Source organism: Neptunomonas qingdaonensis, assembly GCF_900113275.1.
In the GTDB taxonomy this organism is placed as follows: Bacteria; Pseudomonadota; Gammaproteobacteria; order Pseudomonadales; family Balneatricaceae; genus Neptunomonas; species Neptunomonas qingdaonensis.
This window is the reverse complement of record NZ_FOOU01000006.1, coordinates 189,628-206,832: the sequence shown is the minus strand read 5'-3', so window position 1 is coordinate 206,832 and position 17,205 is coordinate 189,628. Positions and strand designations below refer to the sequence as shown.

The 17,205-nt window shown below is 47.2% G+C and carries 21 protein-coding genes; 14 read left to right on the top strand and 7 right to left on the bottom strand.

The features are described 5' to 3' along the window. Nucleotides 1-8: 8 nt before the first annotated feature. Together BM099_RS10980 and lolD are read left to right on the top strand one after the other, a co-directional pair. Entirely contained in the window at nucleotides 9-1,253 is a 1,245-nt protein-coding gene (locus BM099_RS10980; protein WP_090727978.1) for a lipoprotein-releasing ABC transporter permease subunit, read from the top strand. After that, a complete protein-coding gene (lolD, locus tag BM099_RS10975; RefSeq protein WP_090727976.1) occupies nucleotides 1,246-1,944 on the top strand; it encodes a lipoprotein-releasing ABC transporter ATP-binding protein LolD in 699 nt (232 codons plus the stop codon). Before BM099_RS10980 ends, lolD begins: the two co-directional genes overlap by 8 nt. Here the strand turns inward: lolD and BM099_RS10970 are convergent. Continuing rightward, entirely contained in the window at nucleotides 1,941-2,450 is a 510-nt protein-coding gene (locus BM099_RS10970) for a DUF2062 domain-containing protein (RefSeq protein ID WP_090727973.1), read from the bottom strand. The genes lolD and BM099_RS10970 overlap by 4 nt on opposite strands. Before the next feature lie 76 nt (nucleotides 2,451-2,526). Between BM099_RS10970 and BM099_RS10965 the strand changes: the two genes are divergently transcribed. From BM099_RS10965 to BM099_RS10925, 9 genes are all read left to right on the top strand, one after another. Then, nucleotides 2,527-4,836, top strand: a complete 2,310-nt coding sequence (locus BM099_RS10965) for a DNA internalization-related competence protein ComEC/Rec2 (protein WP_090727971.1) — start codon at nucleotides 2,527-2,529, stop codon at nucleotides 4,834-4,836. Nucleotides 4,837-4,896: 60 nt separating this feature from the next. Further along, nucleotides 4,897-5,520 (top strand): MotA/TolQ/ExbB proton channel family protein, encoded by a 624-nt coding sequence (locus tag BM099_RS10960; RefSeq protein ID WP_090727969.1) that lies wholly within the window; start codon nucleotides 4,897-4,899, stop codon nucleotides 5,518-5,520. A 12-nt stretch (nucleotides 5,521-5,532) separates the two neighbouring features. Beyond that, complete coding sequence (locus tag BM099_RS10955; RefSeq protein ID WP_090727966.1) at nucleotides 5,533-5,952, top strand: ExbD/TolR family protein; 420 nt, start codon at nucleotides 5,533-5,535, stop codon at nucleotides 5,950-5,952. Between the two features lie 3 nt (nucleotides 5,953-5,955). Further along, on the top strand, nucleotides 5,956-6,975 hold the full coding sequence (gene lpxK / locus BM099_RS10950; protein ID WP_090727963.1) for a tetraacyldisaccharide 4'-kinase: 1,020 nt from the start codon (nucleotides 5,956-5,958) through the stop codon (nucleotides 6,973-6,975). After that, nucleotides 6,968-7,156: a Trm112 family protein gene (locus tag BM099_RS10945; protein WP_090727960.1), complete on the top strand. Its 189-nt coding sequence runs from the start codon at nucleotides 6,968-6,970 to the stop codon at nucleotides 7,154-7,156. The genes lpxK and BM099_RS10945 overlap by 8 nt, the downstream gene beginning before the upstream one ends. Before the next feature lie 9 nt (nucleotides 7,157-7,165). Continuing rightward, on the top strand, nucleotides 7,166-7,921 hold the full coding sequence (gene kdsB, locus BM099_RS10940) for a 3-deoxy-manno-octulosonate cytidylyltransferase (protein WP_090727958.1): 756 nt from the start codon (nucleotides 7,166-7,168) through the stop codon (nucleotides 7,919-7,921). A 64-nt stretch (nucleotides 7,922-7,985) separates the two neighbouring features. After that, entirely contained in the window at nucleotides 7,986-8,567 is a 582-nt protein-coding gene (locus BM099_RS10935) for a cysteine dioxygenase family protein (RefSeq protein ID WP_090727954.1), read from the top strand. 73 nt (nucleotides 8,568-8,640) lie between these two features. Further along, entirely contained in the window at nucleotides 8,641-9,153 is a 513-nt protein-coding gene (locus BM099_RS10930; RefSeq protein ID WP_090728126.1) for an RNA methyltransferase, read from the top strand. 183 nt (nucleotides 9,154-9,336) lie between these two features. Beyond that, complete coding sequence (locus BM099_RS10925; protein WP_028468790.1) at nucleotides 9,337-9,543, top strand: cold-shock protein; 207 nt, start codon at nucleotides 9,337-9,339, stop codon at nucleotides 9,541-9,543. 167 nt (nucleotides 9,544-9,710) lie between these two features. On the opposite strand, the gene mltA is transcribed toward BM099_RS10925, so the two are convergent. Continuing rightward, the gene (gene mltA, locus BM099_RS10920) at nucleotides 9,711-10,877 is read right to left on the bottom strand and encodes a murein transglycosylase A (RefSeq protein WP_090727951.1); all 1,167 of its coding nucleotides are present in this window, start codon (nucleotides 10,875-10,877) and stop codon (nucleotides 9,711-9,713) included. Between the two features lie 255 nt (nucleotides 10,878-11,132). Here mltA and BM099_RS10915 point away from each other — a divergent pair, with 255 nt between their 5' ends. Next, entirely contained in the window at nucleotides 11,133-12,224 is a 1,092-nt protein-coding gene (locus BM099_RS10915; RefSeq protein ID WP_090727948.1) for a hypothetical protein, read from the top strand. A 128-nt stretch (nucleotides 12,225-12,352) separates the two neighbouring features. Continuing rightward, on the top strand, nucleotides 12,353-12,937 hold the full coding sequence (locus tag BM099_RS10910; RefSeq protein ID WP_090727945.1) for a hypothetical protein: 585 nt from the start codon (nucleotides 12,353-12,355) through the stop codon (nucleotides 12,935-12,937). A 45-nt stretch (nucleotides 12,938-12,982) separates the two neighbouring features. Here the strand turns inward: BM099_RS10910 and BM099_RS10905 are convergent, their stop codons facing one another. The 5 genes from BM099_RS10905 to purM form a co-directional block, all read right to left on the bottom strand. Next, the gene (locus tag BM099_RS10905) at nucleotides 12,983-13,216 is read right to left on the bottom strand and encodes a hypothetical protein (RefSeq protein WP_090727942.1); all 234 of its coding nucleotides are present in this window, start codon (nucleotides 13,214-13,216) and stop codon (nucleotides 12,983-12,985) included. A gap of 77 nt (nucleotides 13,217-13,293) precedes the next feature. After that, nucleotides 13,294-13,545: a YfcL family protein gene (locus tag BM099_RS10900; protein ID WP_090727940.1), complete on the bottom strand. Its 252-nt coding sequence runs from the start codon at nucleotides 13,543-13,545 to the stop codon at nucleotides 13,294-13,296. Nucleotide 13,546: 1 nt separating this feature from the next. Further along, nucleotides 13,547-14,272: a DUF3108 domain-containing protein gene (locus BM099_RS10895; protein WP_090727937.1), complete on the bottom strand. Its 726-nt coding sequence runs from the start codon at nucleotides 14,270-14,272 to the stop codon at nucleotides 13,547-13,549. A 23-nt stretch (nucleotides 14,273-14,295) separates the two neighbouring features. Beyond that, nucleotides 14,296-14,949 (bottom strand): phosphoribosylglycinamide formyltransferase, encoded by a 654-nt coding sequence (purN, locus tag BM099_RS10890; protein ID WP_090727935.1) that lies wholly within the window; start codon nucleotides 14,947-14,949, stop codon nucleotides 14,296-14,298. Between the two features lie 4 nt (nucleotides 14,950-14,953). After that, the gene (gene purM / locus BM099_RS10885; protein WP_090727932.1) at nucleotides 14,954-16,009 is read right to left on the bottom strand and encodes a phosphoribosylformylglycinamidine cyclo-ligase; all 1,056 of its coding nucleotides are present in this window, start codon (nucleotides 16,007-16,009) and stop codon (nucleotides 14,954-14,956) included. Nucleotides 16,010-16,166: 157 nt separating this feature from the next. Here purM and BM099_RS10880 point away from each other — a divergent pair, with 157 nt between their 5' ends. After that, nucleotides 16,167-17,204 (top strand): DUF2066 domain-containing protein, encoded by a 1,038-nt coding sequence (locus BM099_RS10880; protein ID WP_143083761.1) that lies wholly within the window; start codon nucleotides 16,167-16,169, stop codon nucleotides 17,202-17,204. The last annotated feature ends 1 nt before the right edge of the window (nucleotide 17,205 follow it).

The following is a 17,205-nucleotide window of genomic DNA, read 5'->3' as shown; positions in this document are numbered from 1 at the left end:
CCGCGACCATGTTCAGACCCTTTTCTATATATGTAGGCTTGCGCTATACCGCAGCCAAACGCAGTAATCATTTCATCTCCTTTATCTCTCTGGTTTCCATGCTGGGGTTGACGTTGGGGGTTGCGGCGTTAATTCTTGTTTTGTCTGTTATGAACGGTTTTGATCGTGAATTGAAAGACAGAATCCTTGGTATGGTTCCTCACGCGACCATCACTGGCTATGAAAAACCGATAGCTGATTGGAAGCAGGTAGCAACTATTGTTGGTCAAGACCCAAGAGTGATAGCCACTGCTCCTTTTATTAATGCACAAGGCATGCTGACCTCTTCTGGTCAAGTGCGTGGCGTTATGGTGCAAGGGGTTGACCCTATCGCTGAGCGTAAGGTATCGATTGTTTCACAGCATATGCTCAATGGTGAATGGGATAGCCTTAAAAGTGGTGAGTTCGGTGTGGTATTAGGTGATCTGTTAGCCCGCTATTTAGGGGCGCGTGTGGGTGATAAAGTGACACTGGTATTACCTGAAGCCTCTATCAGTGTGGCAGGCGTTACGCCGCGGTTAAAGCGTTTTACTGTTGTCGGTATTTTTTCTGTGGGTGCTGAACTGGACAGTTCCCTTGCCTATATACACATAGATGATGCCGCTCGTTTGAAGCGTATTTCTGCAGGTGTGGAAGGTGTGCGCGTCACTTTCCAGGATCTGTTTGAAGCGCCTGTTGCGGCGCGTGAGATAGCTGCAACTCTGGAGGGCTACTTCCTTGTTTCTGACTGGACGCGCACGCATGGTAATCTTTTTCAGGCGATTCAAATGGAAAAGAAAATGATTGGTTTGTTGCTCTTTTTGATCGTCTTTGTTGCTGCATTTAATATCGTGTCAACACTGGTGATGGTCGTTACAGATAAGAAATCAGATATTGCTATATTGCGCACACTGGGTGCTACACCCGGCATGATCATGCGTATTTTTATGGTGCAGGGTATTGTTATTGGTTTTTTGGGGACATTTATAGGGTCTGCGCTTGGCGTTATTCTGGCGTTAAGTGTGACGGATCTGGTTGCGTGGGTCGAGCAGGCATTGGGTGTTCAGTTTTTATCTTCGGATGTGTATTTCATCAGCTACTTACCTTCGCAGTTAAACTGGGAAGATGTAGGCCTGATTGCTTCATCTGCCATGGCGATTAGCTTCCTGGCGACGCTCTATCCGGCATGGCGCGCTTCTAAAACTCAGCCAGCAGAGGCGTTGCGTTATGAATAGTAAGGCTGTATTGGTGTGTGACGCTGTCGGTAAAGTTTACACTGAAGCGGGTAGCGCTTTGGAAGTCTTGAAAGATGTGTGTTTGACGATTACAGAAGGTGAACGAATCTCCATTATGGGGACGTCCGGCTCTGGCAAAAGCACCTTGCTTAATATTCTCGGTGGACTGGAAGCACCTACTCAGGGAGAGGTTTGTGTCGGTGGTGAGTCGCTGTACTCTGTATCTGAAGAAAAAAGAGCACAGATTCGCAACCGCCAGTTGGGATTTGTTTATCAGTTCCATCATTTGTTGCCAGAGTTCGATGCTGTTGAAAACGTAGCAATGCCATTGTTGTTAGGCAAAGTGGCTATTAATGAAGCGCGAACCCGGGCACAAGAGATGTTAAAAGCGGTTGGTTTGTCTGCCCGCTTAACACACAAACCAGCCCAGCTCAGCGGGGGGGAAAGGCAGCGTGTGGCTATTGCACGTGCGCTGGTTACTCAGCCTGCCTGTGTCTTGATGGATGAACCCACAGGAAACCTGGATAATCATACCGCTAATGATGTTCAGGACTTGATGGCGCGTTTGAATCAGGAGTTTCGAACGTCTTTCATTATTGTCACGCATGACGCTGAATTGGCGCATCGTATGGATCGGGTGTTAGAGCTCAGGGAGGGAGGGTTACACCCGTTAACCAAGGACACTGCTTAATCTTTACTTCTTTTCGACCATGATCTACGCACATGCCATATCCAGAATGATGAAGCTGTGAAATATGCGATTACGCTGAAAATAACGCCGCAGAATAAGGAGCCCGCTAACAAGGGCCACCAGATAGCGGAAAGGTCGTGGTATAGTGCTTCATAAGTGAACTTCAGCTCAATGTCCAGCGTCGGTGTATTTAACAAATAAGTACCGACCACGTAGGTAAAATAAAATATCGGCGTTATCGTCAGCGGGTTTGTTATCCAGACTAAGCCGACGGAGATTGGAATATTACTCCTAGCAAAGAGTGCCAGTACCGCGGCAATTATCATTTGCATCGGCACGGGTAAAAAAGCACAAAATACTCCAACAAGAAAAGCGCGTGCAACAGATTTACGTGTTAAGTGCCACAATGATGGATCGTGTAGATGACTGCCAAGCCAACTCAGGTGTTTATGGTTTCGCAGTATTGACTCGTCGGGCAAGAGCTTCTTGATAATCTTCCGGGGCATAGGAAGTATACTTCATCAGAAAAAGATAACACTATTATGCACAGCGTAGCTGTGTAAGCCAACACAGAGATCAAGGATGATCACATATATCACAGCTTTTGCTATCGTAGCCTGGCTTCCGGTGCTACCACCACTTATCTGGCTCTCTGCCTTGCCCGTTTTGGGGCTGATCATATTTCGTTATTTTCCAGCGGGTCGCGTCAGGCTGCTCAGCTTTTTTATCGGGCTGGTTATTGCACTGCTATACGGTCACTTTCAACTGATGCAGCGATGGAGTGTGGATGATGCAAAAGTGCTTTGGCGAGTTGGCGGTGTTGTTGAGGGGCTTCCTCAGTCTGAAGATAAGCATGTGCGTTTTAGTTTGCGTGTTAATAACATTCAATCTGGATCTTCTAAAAAGTTATCTAGCGAGTTAGTTAGCGAGTCATCCAGTCAGCTATCCCGTCAGCCTAAGCATAAACCGCGGATTATTCGTTTGAGCTGGTATCGGGCTGACCGCCATATACAACCCGGGGATCGTCTGCTGTTGGATGTAAAACTACGACCAGCGCATAGTTTCTGGAATCCAGCAGGGTTTGATTACGAAAGGTGGGCGCTAAGCCGCAATATTGATGCCGTTGGTTATGTGAAGGTGTTGCTTGAGCAACAACAGGCGTCCTCTTCCTCCATAGACTTGATTCGCTTTCGGTTGATCGCTTGGCTAGCCGAGCGTTTTAGCGCACAGCCTGTCGTTTCTTCAACCTTGCAGGCGTTGTTGATCGGCGATAAAAATGCACTCCAGGAGTGGCAGTGGAGCTTGATGCGTAATACCGGAACAACGCATCTGATGGTAGTCAGTGGTTTACATATCGGCGTTTGTGTGGGGCTGGGGTGGTGGCTGGGACGTTTGCTTTTCGTTGCTCTGTTTCGCGGTAGGGAGCATTCAGTTGCTCACCAGTGGTTGCCGGTGATTGCGGCTTTGGGGTTAAGTGGTTTGTATGTTGGCTTGGCCGGCTTTAGTATCCCGACGCAGCGTGCGTGGGTGATGGCTGCCGTATTATTGGGGGCGCAATTATTAATGCGGCGTCCTGATGTCTGGGCGCGTTGGTGGTTGGCCATGGCGGTTGTGCTGACATTGCAACCGTTAGCCGTGCATGAAATTGGATTCTGGTTGTCTTTCAGTGCGGTGGCTGCTTTATTGTTTCTGGTGACGATAAGGCAGGCAAAAGCGCCCTTGATGATTTTGCTAAAAAGTCAGTGGTGGATTTTGTGGGTGTTAAGTCCCTTGTTATTGTTGTTTTTTGGGCAGGTGTCGATGAGCTCGCCGTTGGTTAATATGCTGGCGATTCCTTTCCTTTCTTTGTTACTCATGTTGATTATGCCGGCTCTGTTAATGGAAAGCATCGGGATACAGTGGGGGCTGGATGGTGTCGGTATGCTTATTCAGGGATTATGGGCAAGCCTGGCCTGGATTGATGGCTTGAGTGATCAGTGGGTGCTGGACTTACAATCGACGGGCATAATTGCTGTTGTATTTGCAGGACTGGGTGCGGTGATGATTTTGCAACCGGTCAGTAGTAAATTAAAACTCGTGGGTGTGTTGTGTTGGTTGCCGGTATTTATGCCACCACAAGACAACGTCGAATCAGGAAAATTTAAGGCGATCGTGTTTGATGTGGGTCAGGGTACATCTGTTTTAATACGTACCCATCAGCATGTGATGTTATATGACACAGGGGCGGCGTATGCCAATGGTAGTAATGCCTTTGAGCGAGCTGTCATGCCTTATTTGAAACAGCAGGGGATTAATTACCTGGATAAGCTTATCGTCAGCCACGACGATAATGACCACGCCGGAGGTGTCAGCAAAGTTTCTCAAATCCTGGGCATCGGTGTCACTGAAAGCGGTATGCCTGCCGCCTTACCGATTCCTGCAAAGTTTTGTAAGCCGGGCGTGACCTGGTCGTGGGATGGTATTGAGTTTGCTTATATCCATCCTGAGCCTGCAACAAATGCCACTGATAATGACCGTTCCTGTGTATTAGTAGTGCGTAGCTCGCAGTGTGGCTTATTGATAACGGGTGATGCGGGTCTTAAAGTTGAAGCGCAATTGGCCGATAGTTTGTCGCCTGTGAGCTGGTTAGTGGCGGGTCATCATGGTAGCCGTACCTCAACCGGCGGGACGCTACTTGACGTAGCAAAACCTGATAGTGTGCTGATATCTGCTGGGTTTCTTAATCGTTACGGCCATCCGCATGCCGATGTGGTGTCGCGAATTAAGGCGCACGGCAGCAGGATTATTCGCACCGATAAAAAAGGCGCTGTCTTGCTTGAAGATGCAGGCGAATCAGGTTGTCGGCTACAGACCTGGCGGCAAAAAGAAAAACGTTACTGGTCAGCGAGTTGAGAACGTACTCCAATGCATTTCAGTATGTTAAAGTAGCCCGACATTAAAGGAGAGTTAAACGTGTTTGAATTGATCGCATCTGGTGGCTGGCTAATGATTCCTATCATTGGCTGTTCGGTTTTGTCTCTTGCTATCTGTCTGGAGCGTTTGTGGGAGTTGCGTGCCAGAAAAATCGCCCCGCCAGAGTTGATGAAGAATGTCTGGGGTTGGCTGAAAAGTGGTGCAATGACAGCCGAGCGGATGAAAGAGGTTAAAAAGGGCAGTCCTTTGGGGCAGATCGTTGTGGCGGGCCTGAATAATGCGCGTCATGGACGGGAAATTATGAAAGAGAGCATCCAGGAAGCTGCTTCCCAGGTGATTCATGAGCTGGAGCGTTTTTTAACCGCATTAGGAACGATTGCGGCGATTGCGCCCTTGTTAGGTTTGCTCGGTACCGTTATCGGTATGATTAAGGTATTTACCGAAATCATGATACAGGGAACGGGCAATGCTGCGGTTTTAGCGGGGGGAATTTCAGAAGCCTTAATTACGACGGCATCAGGTTTAGCCGTTGCCATACCAACATTGATTTTCCATCGTCATTTTCAGCGTAAAATAGATTCGCTTGTCGTTGAGATGGAGCAGCAGGCAGTCAAACTGGTTGAAGCTGTTCATGGTGAACGTGACGTTGATCATGATAATTAGCGGAGACTTGTTGTGAGATTTCAGCGTCGCAATAGAGAAGAGGTGAGTGTTAATCTGACGCCACTTATCGATGTAGTGTTTCTGTTGTTAATATTTTTTATGGTGTCGACCACCTTTACTAAAGAGACTCATCTGGAGATTGATCTGCCAGAAACCTCCGCTGAGCCTGTTTCTCAGGATCTGCCGAAGGCGATTGAAATTATTATTGATGAAGAAGGACAGTACAGCGTTAATGGTTTGCCGCTGATTAATACTCAGGAAAAAACATTGCGCCAGGCAATGCTGAAATTAATTGTTGATGATAAAAAACCGCCGTTGGTTATTACCGCTGATGCTAAAACACCGCACCAATCCGTTGTCACCGCAATGGATGTTTCCGGGCGTTTAGGCTTTGAAAAGCTCAGCATCACTACCAAACAAGCTGTTGAGTAGACGATGCGTATGCTTGAAAACGCCTGGTATGATGGATCTCGCTGGCCATTGCTATTGTGGCCATTAGAAAAGCTTTTCATCTGCCTATCTCAGCGTCGCAGGAAGCAGCAAAGTCTGCAGCAATGGATCTCACCAGTACCTCTGATTGTGGTGGGTAACATTAATGTCGGTGGCACCGGCAAAAGCCCGCTGGTGATCGCGTTAATTCAATGGTTGCGTGATCAGGGCTACAGGCCCGGAGTTGTCAGTCGTGGATATACAGCCAATCCCGGGGCCTATCCTTTTAGTGTGACTGAGCAGTCAAGCGTTGAGGAATCGGGTGATGAGCCTTTAATGATAGTGCAACGCACTCAGGTGCCTATGGTCATTGATCCTGACAGAGTGCGTGCTTGCCAGCATCTGTTGAAAATACACAACTGCAATATCATTATCAGTGATGATGGGTTGCAGCATTATGCAATGGGTCGCGATATTGAAATAGTCGTGATTGATGGCAAGCGTGGTTTAGGTAATGGTCATTGCTTACCTGTCGGGCCGTTGCGCGAGTTGCCTGAGCGTCTGGGGCATGTTGATATGCTCATCGTCAACGGTGCCGGTGGTTATGAGCATAGCAAGGCTATCACTATGCAATTGGCAGTGACGGGGCTGGTCAGTCTAAAGGATGGTCAACGCCATGATGTTTCAATGTTAGTTAATACAGAAGTTAATACAGAAGTTAATACAAGAGTGCATGCAGTCGCCGGTATCGGTAACCCGGGTCGCTTTTATAATACGTTGCGACAAGCAGGTCTGCGGCCTATTGAACATAGTTTTCCTGATCATCATTTATTTCAGTTGTCTGATATTACATTCGATGATGCGCTTCCTGTTATCATGACCGAAAAAGATGCCGTCAAGTGTGCGTTGTTACCACTCAGCGCCCCTGCCTACTATTTGCAGGTAGATGCGCAGTTACCCGCTAAATTTAGTGAGCAGTTAATGCAATTGCTCCAAAATGTAAAAGAGAGTGAGACAGATGGATAAGAAATTACTGGATATTCTGGTTTGCCCGGTATCAAAAGCACCGGTTGAATACAATGCCAAGACAAACGAATTGATCTGCCGTACCAGTGGTCTGGCATACCCTGTCCGAGATGAAATTCCGGTAATGCTGGAAAGCGAAGCACGCACATTAACGACAGCAGAGCGTCTTAAGGAAAAATAGGAGCTGGTCATGGGGTTCAGCGTTATTATACCGGCACGATATGCGTCTACACGTTTTCCAGGAAAACCGTTGGCAGATATCGCAGGCAAGCCGATGGTGCAGCATGTGTATGAGCGGGCTTGTCAAAGTGAAGCAGAGCGAGTCATTGTCGCAACAGATGATGATCGCATTGCAGATGCGGCGCGTAGTTTTGGTGCCGAAGTTTGCATGACTAAAGCGGATCATCCATCAGGTACAGACAGGTTGCAGGAAGTAGTGCACTCGCTGGGTTTTTATGCGGATGATATTGTTGTTAATGTTCAGGGCGATGAGCCGTTAATACCGCCGCGTGTTATTAATCAGGTTGCACATAATCTCAAAGCTGAGCCAGAGGCTGGCATTGCCACATTGTCTGAGCCGATTGAGGACTTAGCTTCGCTGTTAAATCCTAATGTGGTGAAAGTTGTCACGGATGCACGAGGCATGGCGATGTATTTTAGCCGCGCCCCCGTTCCCTGGCCGCGGGATGAGTTTTCTGCCAATCAACAGCTGATGCCTGCATGTTATAGCTGGCAACGACATATCGGCATCTATGCCTACCGTGTGAAGATGCTTAATGAATTTGTCCGCTGGGCACCTGCACCGATAGAAGAAACTGAGTGTTTAGAGCAACTGCGTGCAATGTGGAACGGGGCGCGGATTCACGTAGAAGTCGCTGATGAGTTACCTCCTGCCGGTGTGGATACGCCGGAAGATCTTGAAAGACTGCGCTTATTGTTCGCGTAGTACTACGGGCAATATTGTGATTCGTTTCATTTGCAGTCGTTTAACCTTGCTATAGGAATTCATCATGCAGAACCAGGCAAGACTTAAAGTATTTATTCAGGACTTTACTCGCCTTGTTGATAAGGTAGGCGGTGATGAGCAACAAATCTTCATTGCTGGCAAAGAGCTGCTGCAGTCGCTTGTTGCTCATGATGACTGGCTGCCAGCGGAGTTTGCTCAATCAGATCCTGAGCGATACCAGCAATTTTTATTGCACTGTGATCCGCTCGAGCGCTTTTCGGTAGCCAGTTTTGTTTGGGGCCCCGGACAGAGCACGCCAATACATGACCACACCGTATGGGGTATGGTCGGTGTTATGCGCGGTGGTGAGGTTTGTGAGGAATTTAATAAAGAAGACGAAACCGGCCAGATGCTTGCGACAGGGAGGCATGTGATGCAGGTGGGAGACGTTGATCTTGTCTCGCCGTCTGTGGGTGATATTCACCGGGTTTCAAATGCATTAGCGGACCAGGTGTCGATTAGTATTCATGTGTATGGAGCCAATATTGGTGCGGTCAGTCGGCATACCTATGAGATTGGCTCGGGTACAGCTCAAACGTTTATATCAGGTTATAGCAACGCGGTTGTTCCTAATGTTTGGGGATGAAAGAAGTTCCTGCTGCGTGGATTGGTTTTTGAATTAAATATGAAATGACTTTTATGAAATGACTTTAACGCATATGAAAGAACATAATGTCTGTATCGGGTTAAGTAACCCCAAGAGTCCGGCTAACGTGGGCGCGGTTATGCGGGCCGCGGGTTGCTATCAGGTCAGCTCTGTATTTTATACAGGCGAGCGATATGCGCGGGCTGTAAAGTTTAATACGGATACCAAAGATGCCCGCAGCAATATTTCATTGACGGGTGTCGACTGTTTGTTACGGCATATTCCACAGAATTGCAAAATTGTCTGTGTAGACTTGGTGGAGGGGGCAACCCCTTTACCTGAATACCAGCATCCGGAAAACGCTTTTTATATTTTCGGGCCTGAAGACGGGACCTTGGAACAGCGTGTTATTGATCGGGCTGATGCTGTGGTTTATGTACCCACGATTGGTTGTATGAATTTGGCAGCGACGGTAAATGTTATTTTGTACGATCGGCTGGCGAAGTCGGCATCAACACTTGCAAATGATGAGTTAATTCGTCAAAGCCGTGATACTAATAATAAAGTAAAGGTGAATCTGCTTTGACTACGTCGCGAAGCTGTATATAATTAGCTTAGCTTGAAAGTACGACTTATATTTATGTGTTCCATTTCGATCTTCTTTGTTGAGTGCTCGTTCTGTTTTCATAAGTAGTAGCAATATTTCCAGCTTTATCGCTTTCTCATATAGAGATAGCTTCCAATACTCATGATTTGACAGGATATTATTATGTCTACAACAACTGGCACAGTAAAATGGTTTAACGAAGAAAAAGGTTTTGGTTTCATCGAACAGGAAAATGGTCCTGATGTATTCGCTCATTTCCGCGCTATCGCGGGTGACGGCTTCAAGACTCTGGCTGAAGGTCAGAAAGTTGAGTTTACTGTTACTCAGGGTCAGAAAGGCCTGCAAGCAGAAAACATCGTAGCGCTATAATTTTAGCCGCTATGAAACGGGAGCTTTCAGAGCTTCCGTCTACCTGTTTGTTTAATGCATCTTTTTAATACACGTTATTTAACAGATGTCTTTGAATAAACAGGCAAAAAAAGGGTAAGACTTAAATGTCTTACCCTTTTTTTATGCAAGCTTTTCGGCGATGGCGTTTATTTGCAGATCGCTGTAATTGCCTGGTTGGTTTTAGGCAGCAGAGCATAAATGCTACCGGTCTGCTTCATTTCCCCTGCCAGCTTTTCAGCACGCTCTCCGCGTCCAAAAAACATATCCGCACGTACCGGGCCATTGATTGCACCGCCAGTGTCTTGAGCAAATACGAGGCGTTGGTAAGTCTCATTACTGCCTGGCAATGTTGTAGTGATCCATAAAGGCGTTCCTAGCGGTATTATTTTTCTATCTACAGCGGCGCTGCGTTCCGGCGTCAATGGTACGTTTAGGGATCCTCTGGGACCGAACTCAAGGTCTTTTCTTACGTTAAAGAAAACATAGCTGGGATTTTGGTTCTTAAGTATGTCTGCTTCTGCCGGGTGAGAAGACAGCCACTGTCTGATGGTATCAAGCGATACCTCCTCACGTGTGAGCTCGCCTTGTTCAATCAGTTTCTTGCCAATGGCAACATAGGGATGGCCATTTTGGTCAGCATAACCAACGCCGATCATGCTGCCATCGGCTAGCTGAATACGCCCTGATCCCTGAATATGCAGGAAAAAAGCTGCATCTGCATCATCAACCCAGAGAATCTCCTGCCCTTTGAGTGGGGAGTCGCTGTTATCTATCTCTTGGCGGCTGTAATACGGGATGACAGTGTTGCCCTCTATCCGTCCGCGCACTCGTTGATCCTTTAATTCAGGAAAGCGTGAGCCTAGCTTTACCGTAAGCATGTCTTTTGGGGGTTGATAGAGAGGGTAGTTGTAACGTGGGTTGGGTTGCATGCTGCCATTGAGGGTGGGTTCGTAATACCCGGTGATGAGGCCTTGGTTTTTGCCTGCGGTTCCAATGATGTTGTGTGGAATGAAATGCGCTTCGAAGAAATCACGCATTTCATCATCTGTTGTCAATGGGAGGGTATCGATGGCGCTGCAGATGGTTTTCCACTCAGGCTGAGATTTGCTGAGCCTGGGGCACTGTTGCCTGAGTGCAGGCAGCGCTTCGCTAAGAGTGTCTTGTTGCCAGCCCGCGAGGGTATCCCAGCATATCGCCTTGTTAATACCGGGCGGTGGAGGGCTTACAGTGCTACATCCATTTAGAAGGATAAGGAGGCTGCTGCTGAGAAAGAGGCGGGGGGAGAAAAAGCGACGTGTCACGCGGGTAAACATTTTTAATATTCCTATTTAATATTCCTGCCAATGTACCGTAGGCCTGCATCTTGCTTGCTTCTTAATGGCGTTGCAATAGCTATGCTGAATTTGATCAGAGTTGTGTTCGAAATGGGTCGGTTGGCTGCTTTGGGCGGTATTTATATGCCGCAGGAAAGAGATGTGAGGCAAAGTTTGACCGCAAACAGGGCTCAAATACAGTCAGGAAAATAGGTAGTAAAAAATAGGTAGTAATAAATATTTAGGAGATATTTTATGATTATTGAGAAAAGTATGATTTCTATGAGCTCGGAGCATCAGAAGTCAGAATCGATCAGTTATTTCCAGGAGGGTAATCTATCCGGTTTTGGGCAGCAGTTCGTTCAGGCTAGTTCGCTATTAGGAGAGGCGCAGGCAGTGCAGGGTCTCTCCGGTGATGATGCATTAAGTGCTGAGCGAGGCGCTGCTTTTTTAGTGATGACAGAAAATGGCTTGCAGTTTAGTTCTATCGAAGAGCAGCGTGCTACGCAAGTGCAGCAAAGTTTAACTCAGGCTAACCTGTTTAAGGCACTGTTTGAAGCAATAACCGGAACTGAGCTGCCCGTTGAAAAAACGGGTTTTATGCTGAATGATAATTCCATTGAGGATTTTTCAGGCGGGCGGGTGCAGCGATCTTCGGCAACAGATTTTCTGTCAGAGGTTAAAACAGTCAAAATGACCGTCAATCTGTCGCGTTCCGTTGAAGAACACGAGATAACCCGTTTTAATGCAGGTGGTATTGTCAAAACATCGGACGGTGTTGAAATTGGCTTCGACATGGCGATGACAATGGAGCGCCATTACTCTTCGACAGAAACATTTAGTTTCTCAAAAGAGGTGCGTTATAAAGACCCTTTGTTGCTTAATTTTGATGGTAGCTCCGCGCAGCTGTCAGATGCCTCTTTTGTATTTGATATCGATGCAGATGGTGAGTCTGAGTGGCTTGCTTATTTGACCGGTGCAAGCGGTTGGTTAGGATTGGATAAAAATAATAATGGTAAAATTGATGATGGTTCTGAGTTATTTGGAGGTAAGACAGGCCAGGGGTTTGAAGAGTTAAGTCGCTATGATGATGATAGAAATGGATTTATTGATGCGGCCGATAGTGTCTTTGATGATCTGTTAATCTGGAATAAAACCTTGCAGGCTGATCAGTTATTATCCCTGGGGGAAAGTGGTGTGGGGGCGATTTATACGGGATCTGAAAATTCTCCTTTTGACTTAAAAGCCGATGATAATCAAGATATTGGGCGCGTTACTAAAAGTGGAATATATCTTACGGAGGCGGGCGATGTGGGGTCTGTTCAGCAGGTCGACATGGCAGTGTGAAGGTAGACATCTGTGAAAATTACTTATTTAAATTCTTAATACCCGGATGTCAGGTAATTAGGTAAAATCGGGGTGTGTAAGTTGAATTCTCGGGTTTCTTAAATGCTCGGGTATCTTAAGGAGTTCTTATGTCTGTCTTATACCGGCGAGTATGTGTGCTTGTCTGCTCGCTCCGGGCTTTTTTGATGCCTATGTTGATACTTGTCTTAATACCAACAGTATCGCAATCAGCTGAAAAGAACAGCGTTGGGTTGGAGCAGATGCGTCTGGCGTCTGCTGTTGGGGCGCGATGCTCTGGTTTTTATGATGGTGTGTACGCATTACTGCATAATATGGAGAAGGAGGCGGATAAGGAATCCTTAACGGTCATCAACAGTAATTGGCCTGGTGTGAATAAGCGGTATGTATTTCGTCAGTCTACGTCTGCGATGTTACTGACAGATATTTTTATTCGACAGATGAACCAAACGTTTGAGCCCAAGCAGTTGTTTTCACTACAGAGCTTCGCAGAGGATTATGTGAATAGTCGAAAAGCGGCAATGGCGTGGACGAATCAGTCGGTTATGAACGATATCCAGAAGCAACAGCGCGAGCAGTGTGAGCATATACTTCAGATTACCAAGCGTAACGGTACTTTGAGGGATGATATGATTAACAATGCTATGCAGAAAAGATCCGTGGCTTTAGGTGTGGATCTTAAAATGATGGAGTAAAAAACTGCAGCTAGCGGTTAATATTAGCTGCAGTTATGCACTGTGCTAGGCTAAGTGCTTTGCTTCCAGGCGGCGTGCGTGTGATGCGCCAACCCGACAACCATAAACACCTACTTCACCTTTCCAGCGCATCCACTCTGAAAATTGGCCGATAGCATCAAACATCTGTGCGATTGATGTAGCCTGCTTTTCTTCAGGGTTGTCAAATGCGCCCATCGCCTGAAGTTCAGCTTGAATGCGGCGATCGTCATTAGTGATGCCTGTAAATGTCTTGCTCATTAGTTAGCTCCAATAGTCGAAAAACCTAGACTAAAGTTTACGCTTACATTGTGCGATGCACAATAAAATAATGAGGGTTACTTGGGGGCCTCGGCTAATAAGGCGTGAATGCCTGCAATATCTTTTTCTGAAAGTTTATCTTCAGGTAGCGTGGATTCCAGACCTTGGGTCAGGCGCTCGTAGAATTGCTGCGGATTTTCTTCCGTATCAGCGATAGCAAGGCTGACGTGGCCGAGTAGGTAGCTTGAGTAAAAGCGGCGGTCATCGTCACCTGTCAGTTCTTGTTGCAGAAGCCAGTTATATAACGTGTCAGCATTAGTTTGGGACATGTCAGAATGTTTCCATTGATTTCAATTGTAAGGCATAGACTTTGCCATCGTCTTCGACCTGTTTAAGTTTGACAATCATATAGTCGAGCGCTGGGGCATACCAGATATAGGTTTCGCGAGACGCGTCAGGTCCCCGGTCCATCTCTACTTTGATGGTGTCATACTCGCCCATGGGTGATTGTATTTTTTCATGGCCTATAATGTTGAAGTCGTAAACTTTCATCCGGCCACCATCAGCTACCTTGTAGCTCAGAGGCCCTTTTTTATCTGCTTTCAGGTCCATGCGCATCTGCAGCTGATAGCTAAGTTTGTCTTGGGTGGATTCAGAGATGTCCATCTTCCATGGTTTGTCATCAACATCGTTGTTGACGCTCATCGCGGACCAGTCAAAAGCAAGCTTGACCTCTTTCTTTTTTCCCAATACCAGCTTTTTGTAATGGTAGTTTTGCGGAACTACCTGAGACTGGTTGAATGTGACGGTGCTTTTTTCCTCCAGAGAGGCAATCATCGCGCTGGCGTAAGTGCGAAACAGCCATTGTCCATCAGCGGTCTGGGTAAGTGAGCGCTCCACCTCTCCTTTTAGTGCGATACCGGCATCCCATTCAGATGTATAAATCGCTTTAAAAGAGGTGATTGGCGGCGTTGCGCCGGCGTGCGCTGTTAAGGATAAAAGCAAGGCTGATGTTGCAGCTCCCTGGCGCATTAGTCCCTGAAAAAATGATGGCATAGTTGAATTCCTTTAAAGCAGGTTTAAGCCTCGTATCTTAATCTGAAGCCAGAGGCGGGCAAAAGTTCATCATTCAGGTAGATGTCATTTGCTTCAAACCGAACCCGATCAGCACAGATCCATTCTATGGCAAGTGGATAGGCGATATGTTCGCGAGCGTGCACTCTTTTTTGTAAGCTAAGTTCATCATCTTTGTCGATAATCGGGACGATAGCTTGTACAAGGAGAGGTCCGCCATCCAGCTCTTCGGTAACAAAATGTACCGTGCATCCATGTTCACAGTCACCTGCAGCTAGAGCGCGTTGATGTGTGTGCAGGCCTTTGTATTTAGGGAGTAACGAAGGGTGAATATTTAACATACGACCAGAATAATGCTCTACAAATGCAGACGAAAGGATGCGCATAAAACCGGCAAGTACTACCAGGTCTGCTTGCTGAGAGTCGATTCTACGACGCATCTCTTCATCAAATTCTTCGCGTGAAGCGTAGGCTTTATGATCAATATGGCAGGTTGGAATGCCGGCATTGGCTGCGCGTACCAGTCCGTATGCATCCGCTTTGTTGCTTATAACCTGAACAATCTGGCCGTGTATGCGGCCAGATTCGATTGCATCGATAATCGCTTGCAGGTTAGAGCCACTTCCCGAAATCAGTACTACAATCCGTTTCAGGGACATTGCTTTACTCCGCGGCGATCAGCTCTACTTGCTCTTCGCCATCTTGTGCTGTGTCGATATGGCCAATAACCCAGGCATTTTCGCCGCTGGCTTGCAGCAGTGAGAGTGCTTTATCGGCATGTTCGGCGGGGACGCAGATAACCATGCCTACACCGCAGTTGAAAGTGCGGTACATTTCACGGGATTCAACGTTACCCGCAGATTGCAGCCACTGAAATACACCGGGAAGCGTCCATGAGTTAGTATTGATGACCGCTTTTGCATTAGCTGGCAGGACGCGAGGAATGTTTTCCAGTAAGCCGCCGCCAGTGATGTGAGAAAGTGCATTAACCTGGCCGTTTTTGATCAGGTTGAGAACCGATTTTACATAGATGCGTGTCGGTTCAAGCAGTGCGTCTCTGAGCTTGCGTCCTTCAATGTCCTGCTCCAGGTCCGCCGCGGACACTTCGATGATTTTTCGAATCAGCGAGTAGCCGTTTGAGTGTGGGCCGGAAGAGGCCAGACCGATCAGTGTGTCGCCAACGCTGACCTTGCTGCCATCAATGATTTCAGATTTCTCCACAATGCCGACGCAGAAACCGGCGAGATCGTAATCGTCACCCTCATACATACCCGGCATTTCAGCCGTTTCGCCGCCCACCAGTGCTGCGCCTGATAGCTCACAGCCCTTACCGATACCTTCAACAACATCAGCAGCCATATCAATGTTAAGCTTGCCGGTTGCGTAATAGTCAAGGAAGAAGAGGGGCTCAGCACCCGCAACTACCAGATCGTTGACGCACATGGCGACCAAATCGATACCAATGGTGTCGTGTTTGTGCAACTCCATTGCAAGACGAAGTTTTGTGCCGACGCCGTCTGTACCAGAAACCAGAACAGGTTGTTTATATCCTGCTGGGATTTCGCACAGCGCTCCAAAACCGCCGAGCCCGCCCATAACCTCAGGGCGTGCTGTGCGTTTGGCAATACTTTTAATTCGATCAACTAATGCATTTCCTGCATCAATATCAACGCCAGCGTCTTTGTAACTCAGGGATGTTTGGTCAGAACCAGTAGACATGCAATGCAACCTTCCAGACAGGGTGAAATGACAGGTGAAAAAATATGCGCAGCATTCTAACAGGTTGCGCGAGTGGCGGCTATTGTATGTTAAAGTTTTCAGTTTGAATTACTCATCGGCTGTGTTTTTGCTTGTGTTATTGGGTGTTTTATTGAGAGTGCTTAACGTTAAATATCTGATGAGCTTGTTTTTTGTTATGTGCATAGCGCTGAGCGCAACGTACTCAAGGGCTGAGCCTGTAAAAAATCTTTACCAAAGTGAGCAGTTAGTAGCCAAAAGCCTGGCGCTGCCTGGCGCTGTTCTCATTAAATCAGGAATGAAGCAGGTATTGATGAAGGTTAGCGGGTCGCCGGGGGCTGCCGATATCGTTGATGAATTACCCTCAGTCTCAGCGCACTACCTGCGTGAGTTTCGTCTTGAGTCTACGCGTGAGGTTGTCACGGATGCTCAAAGAAATGACTATCTTGCCCAGCGTTTAGTATTGCAGTTCGAGCCGGAGGCTATTAATTCGCTGTTATCAGGGCATGGCATCAAGCCGTTAGGTAAGTACCGGCCCAGATTGCTTATTTGGCTGCTGGGCGACGTCGATAACGCAACCTTTGTCGGTTATAAAAAGGTAATATTGGAGCATGCCGCTGCTCTGGCGTTTCCTGCCGATGTGGTACTTGACCAAGGCCGGAAATTGAAACAAAACAATGAAAGGCTGTCGGATCGTATCCGTTATCGCACAAAAGCCTTTGGAAAAGTATGGGTTGTTGTTGTATCGATCGATTCAGATAACCGCTTTGTATGGCGTTTGCCCGACCTTGATGACTCACCATGGCACTCCGTTAAAGGAAGGTTCGTTGAAGAGGTGCCCTCGGTTTTTCAATTGTGGATTGAGTCTTCGGGAATTAAGGTGGTCAGTCAGGACGCCATCTACCTAAATACTCAGCAGATAACCGTGACAAGTGTTAAAAATGTGGCAGACTATGCCGCAATTATGGAATATGTCCTGTCATTGTCATCCATTTATCGTGTGGAAGTCGTTTCTTTGAGTCATGAAGTATTAACTCTATCCGTACAAAGCCCATTAAAGGTTGCTGCGCTCACGCAAGTCTTGAGCCTGGATAGCAGAATGATGTTGATGCGGCTTTTACAGGGCGGGGATGCTATATCTCTACGTTGGCGCTGGATTGGAACACGAGGAAAGTAGG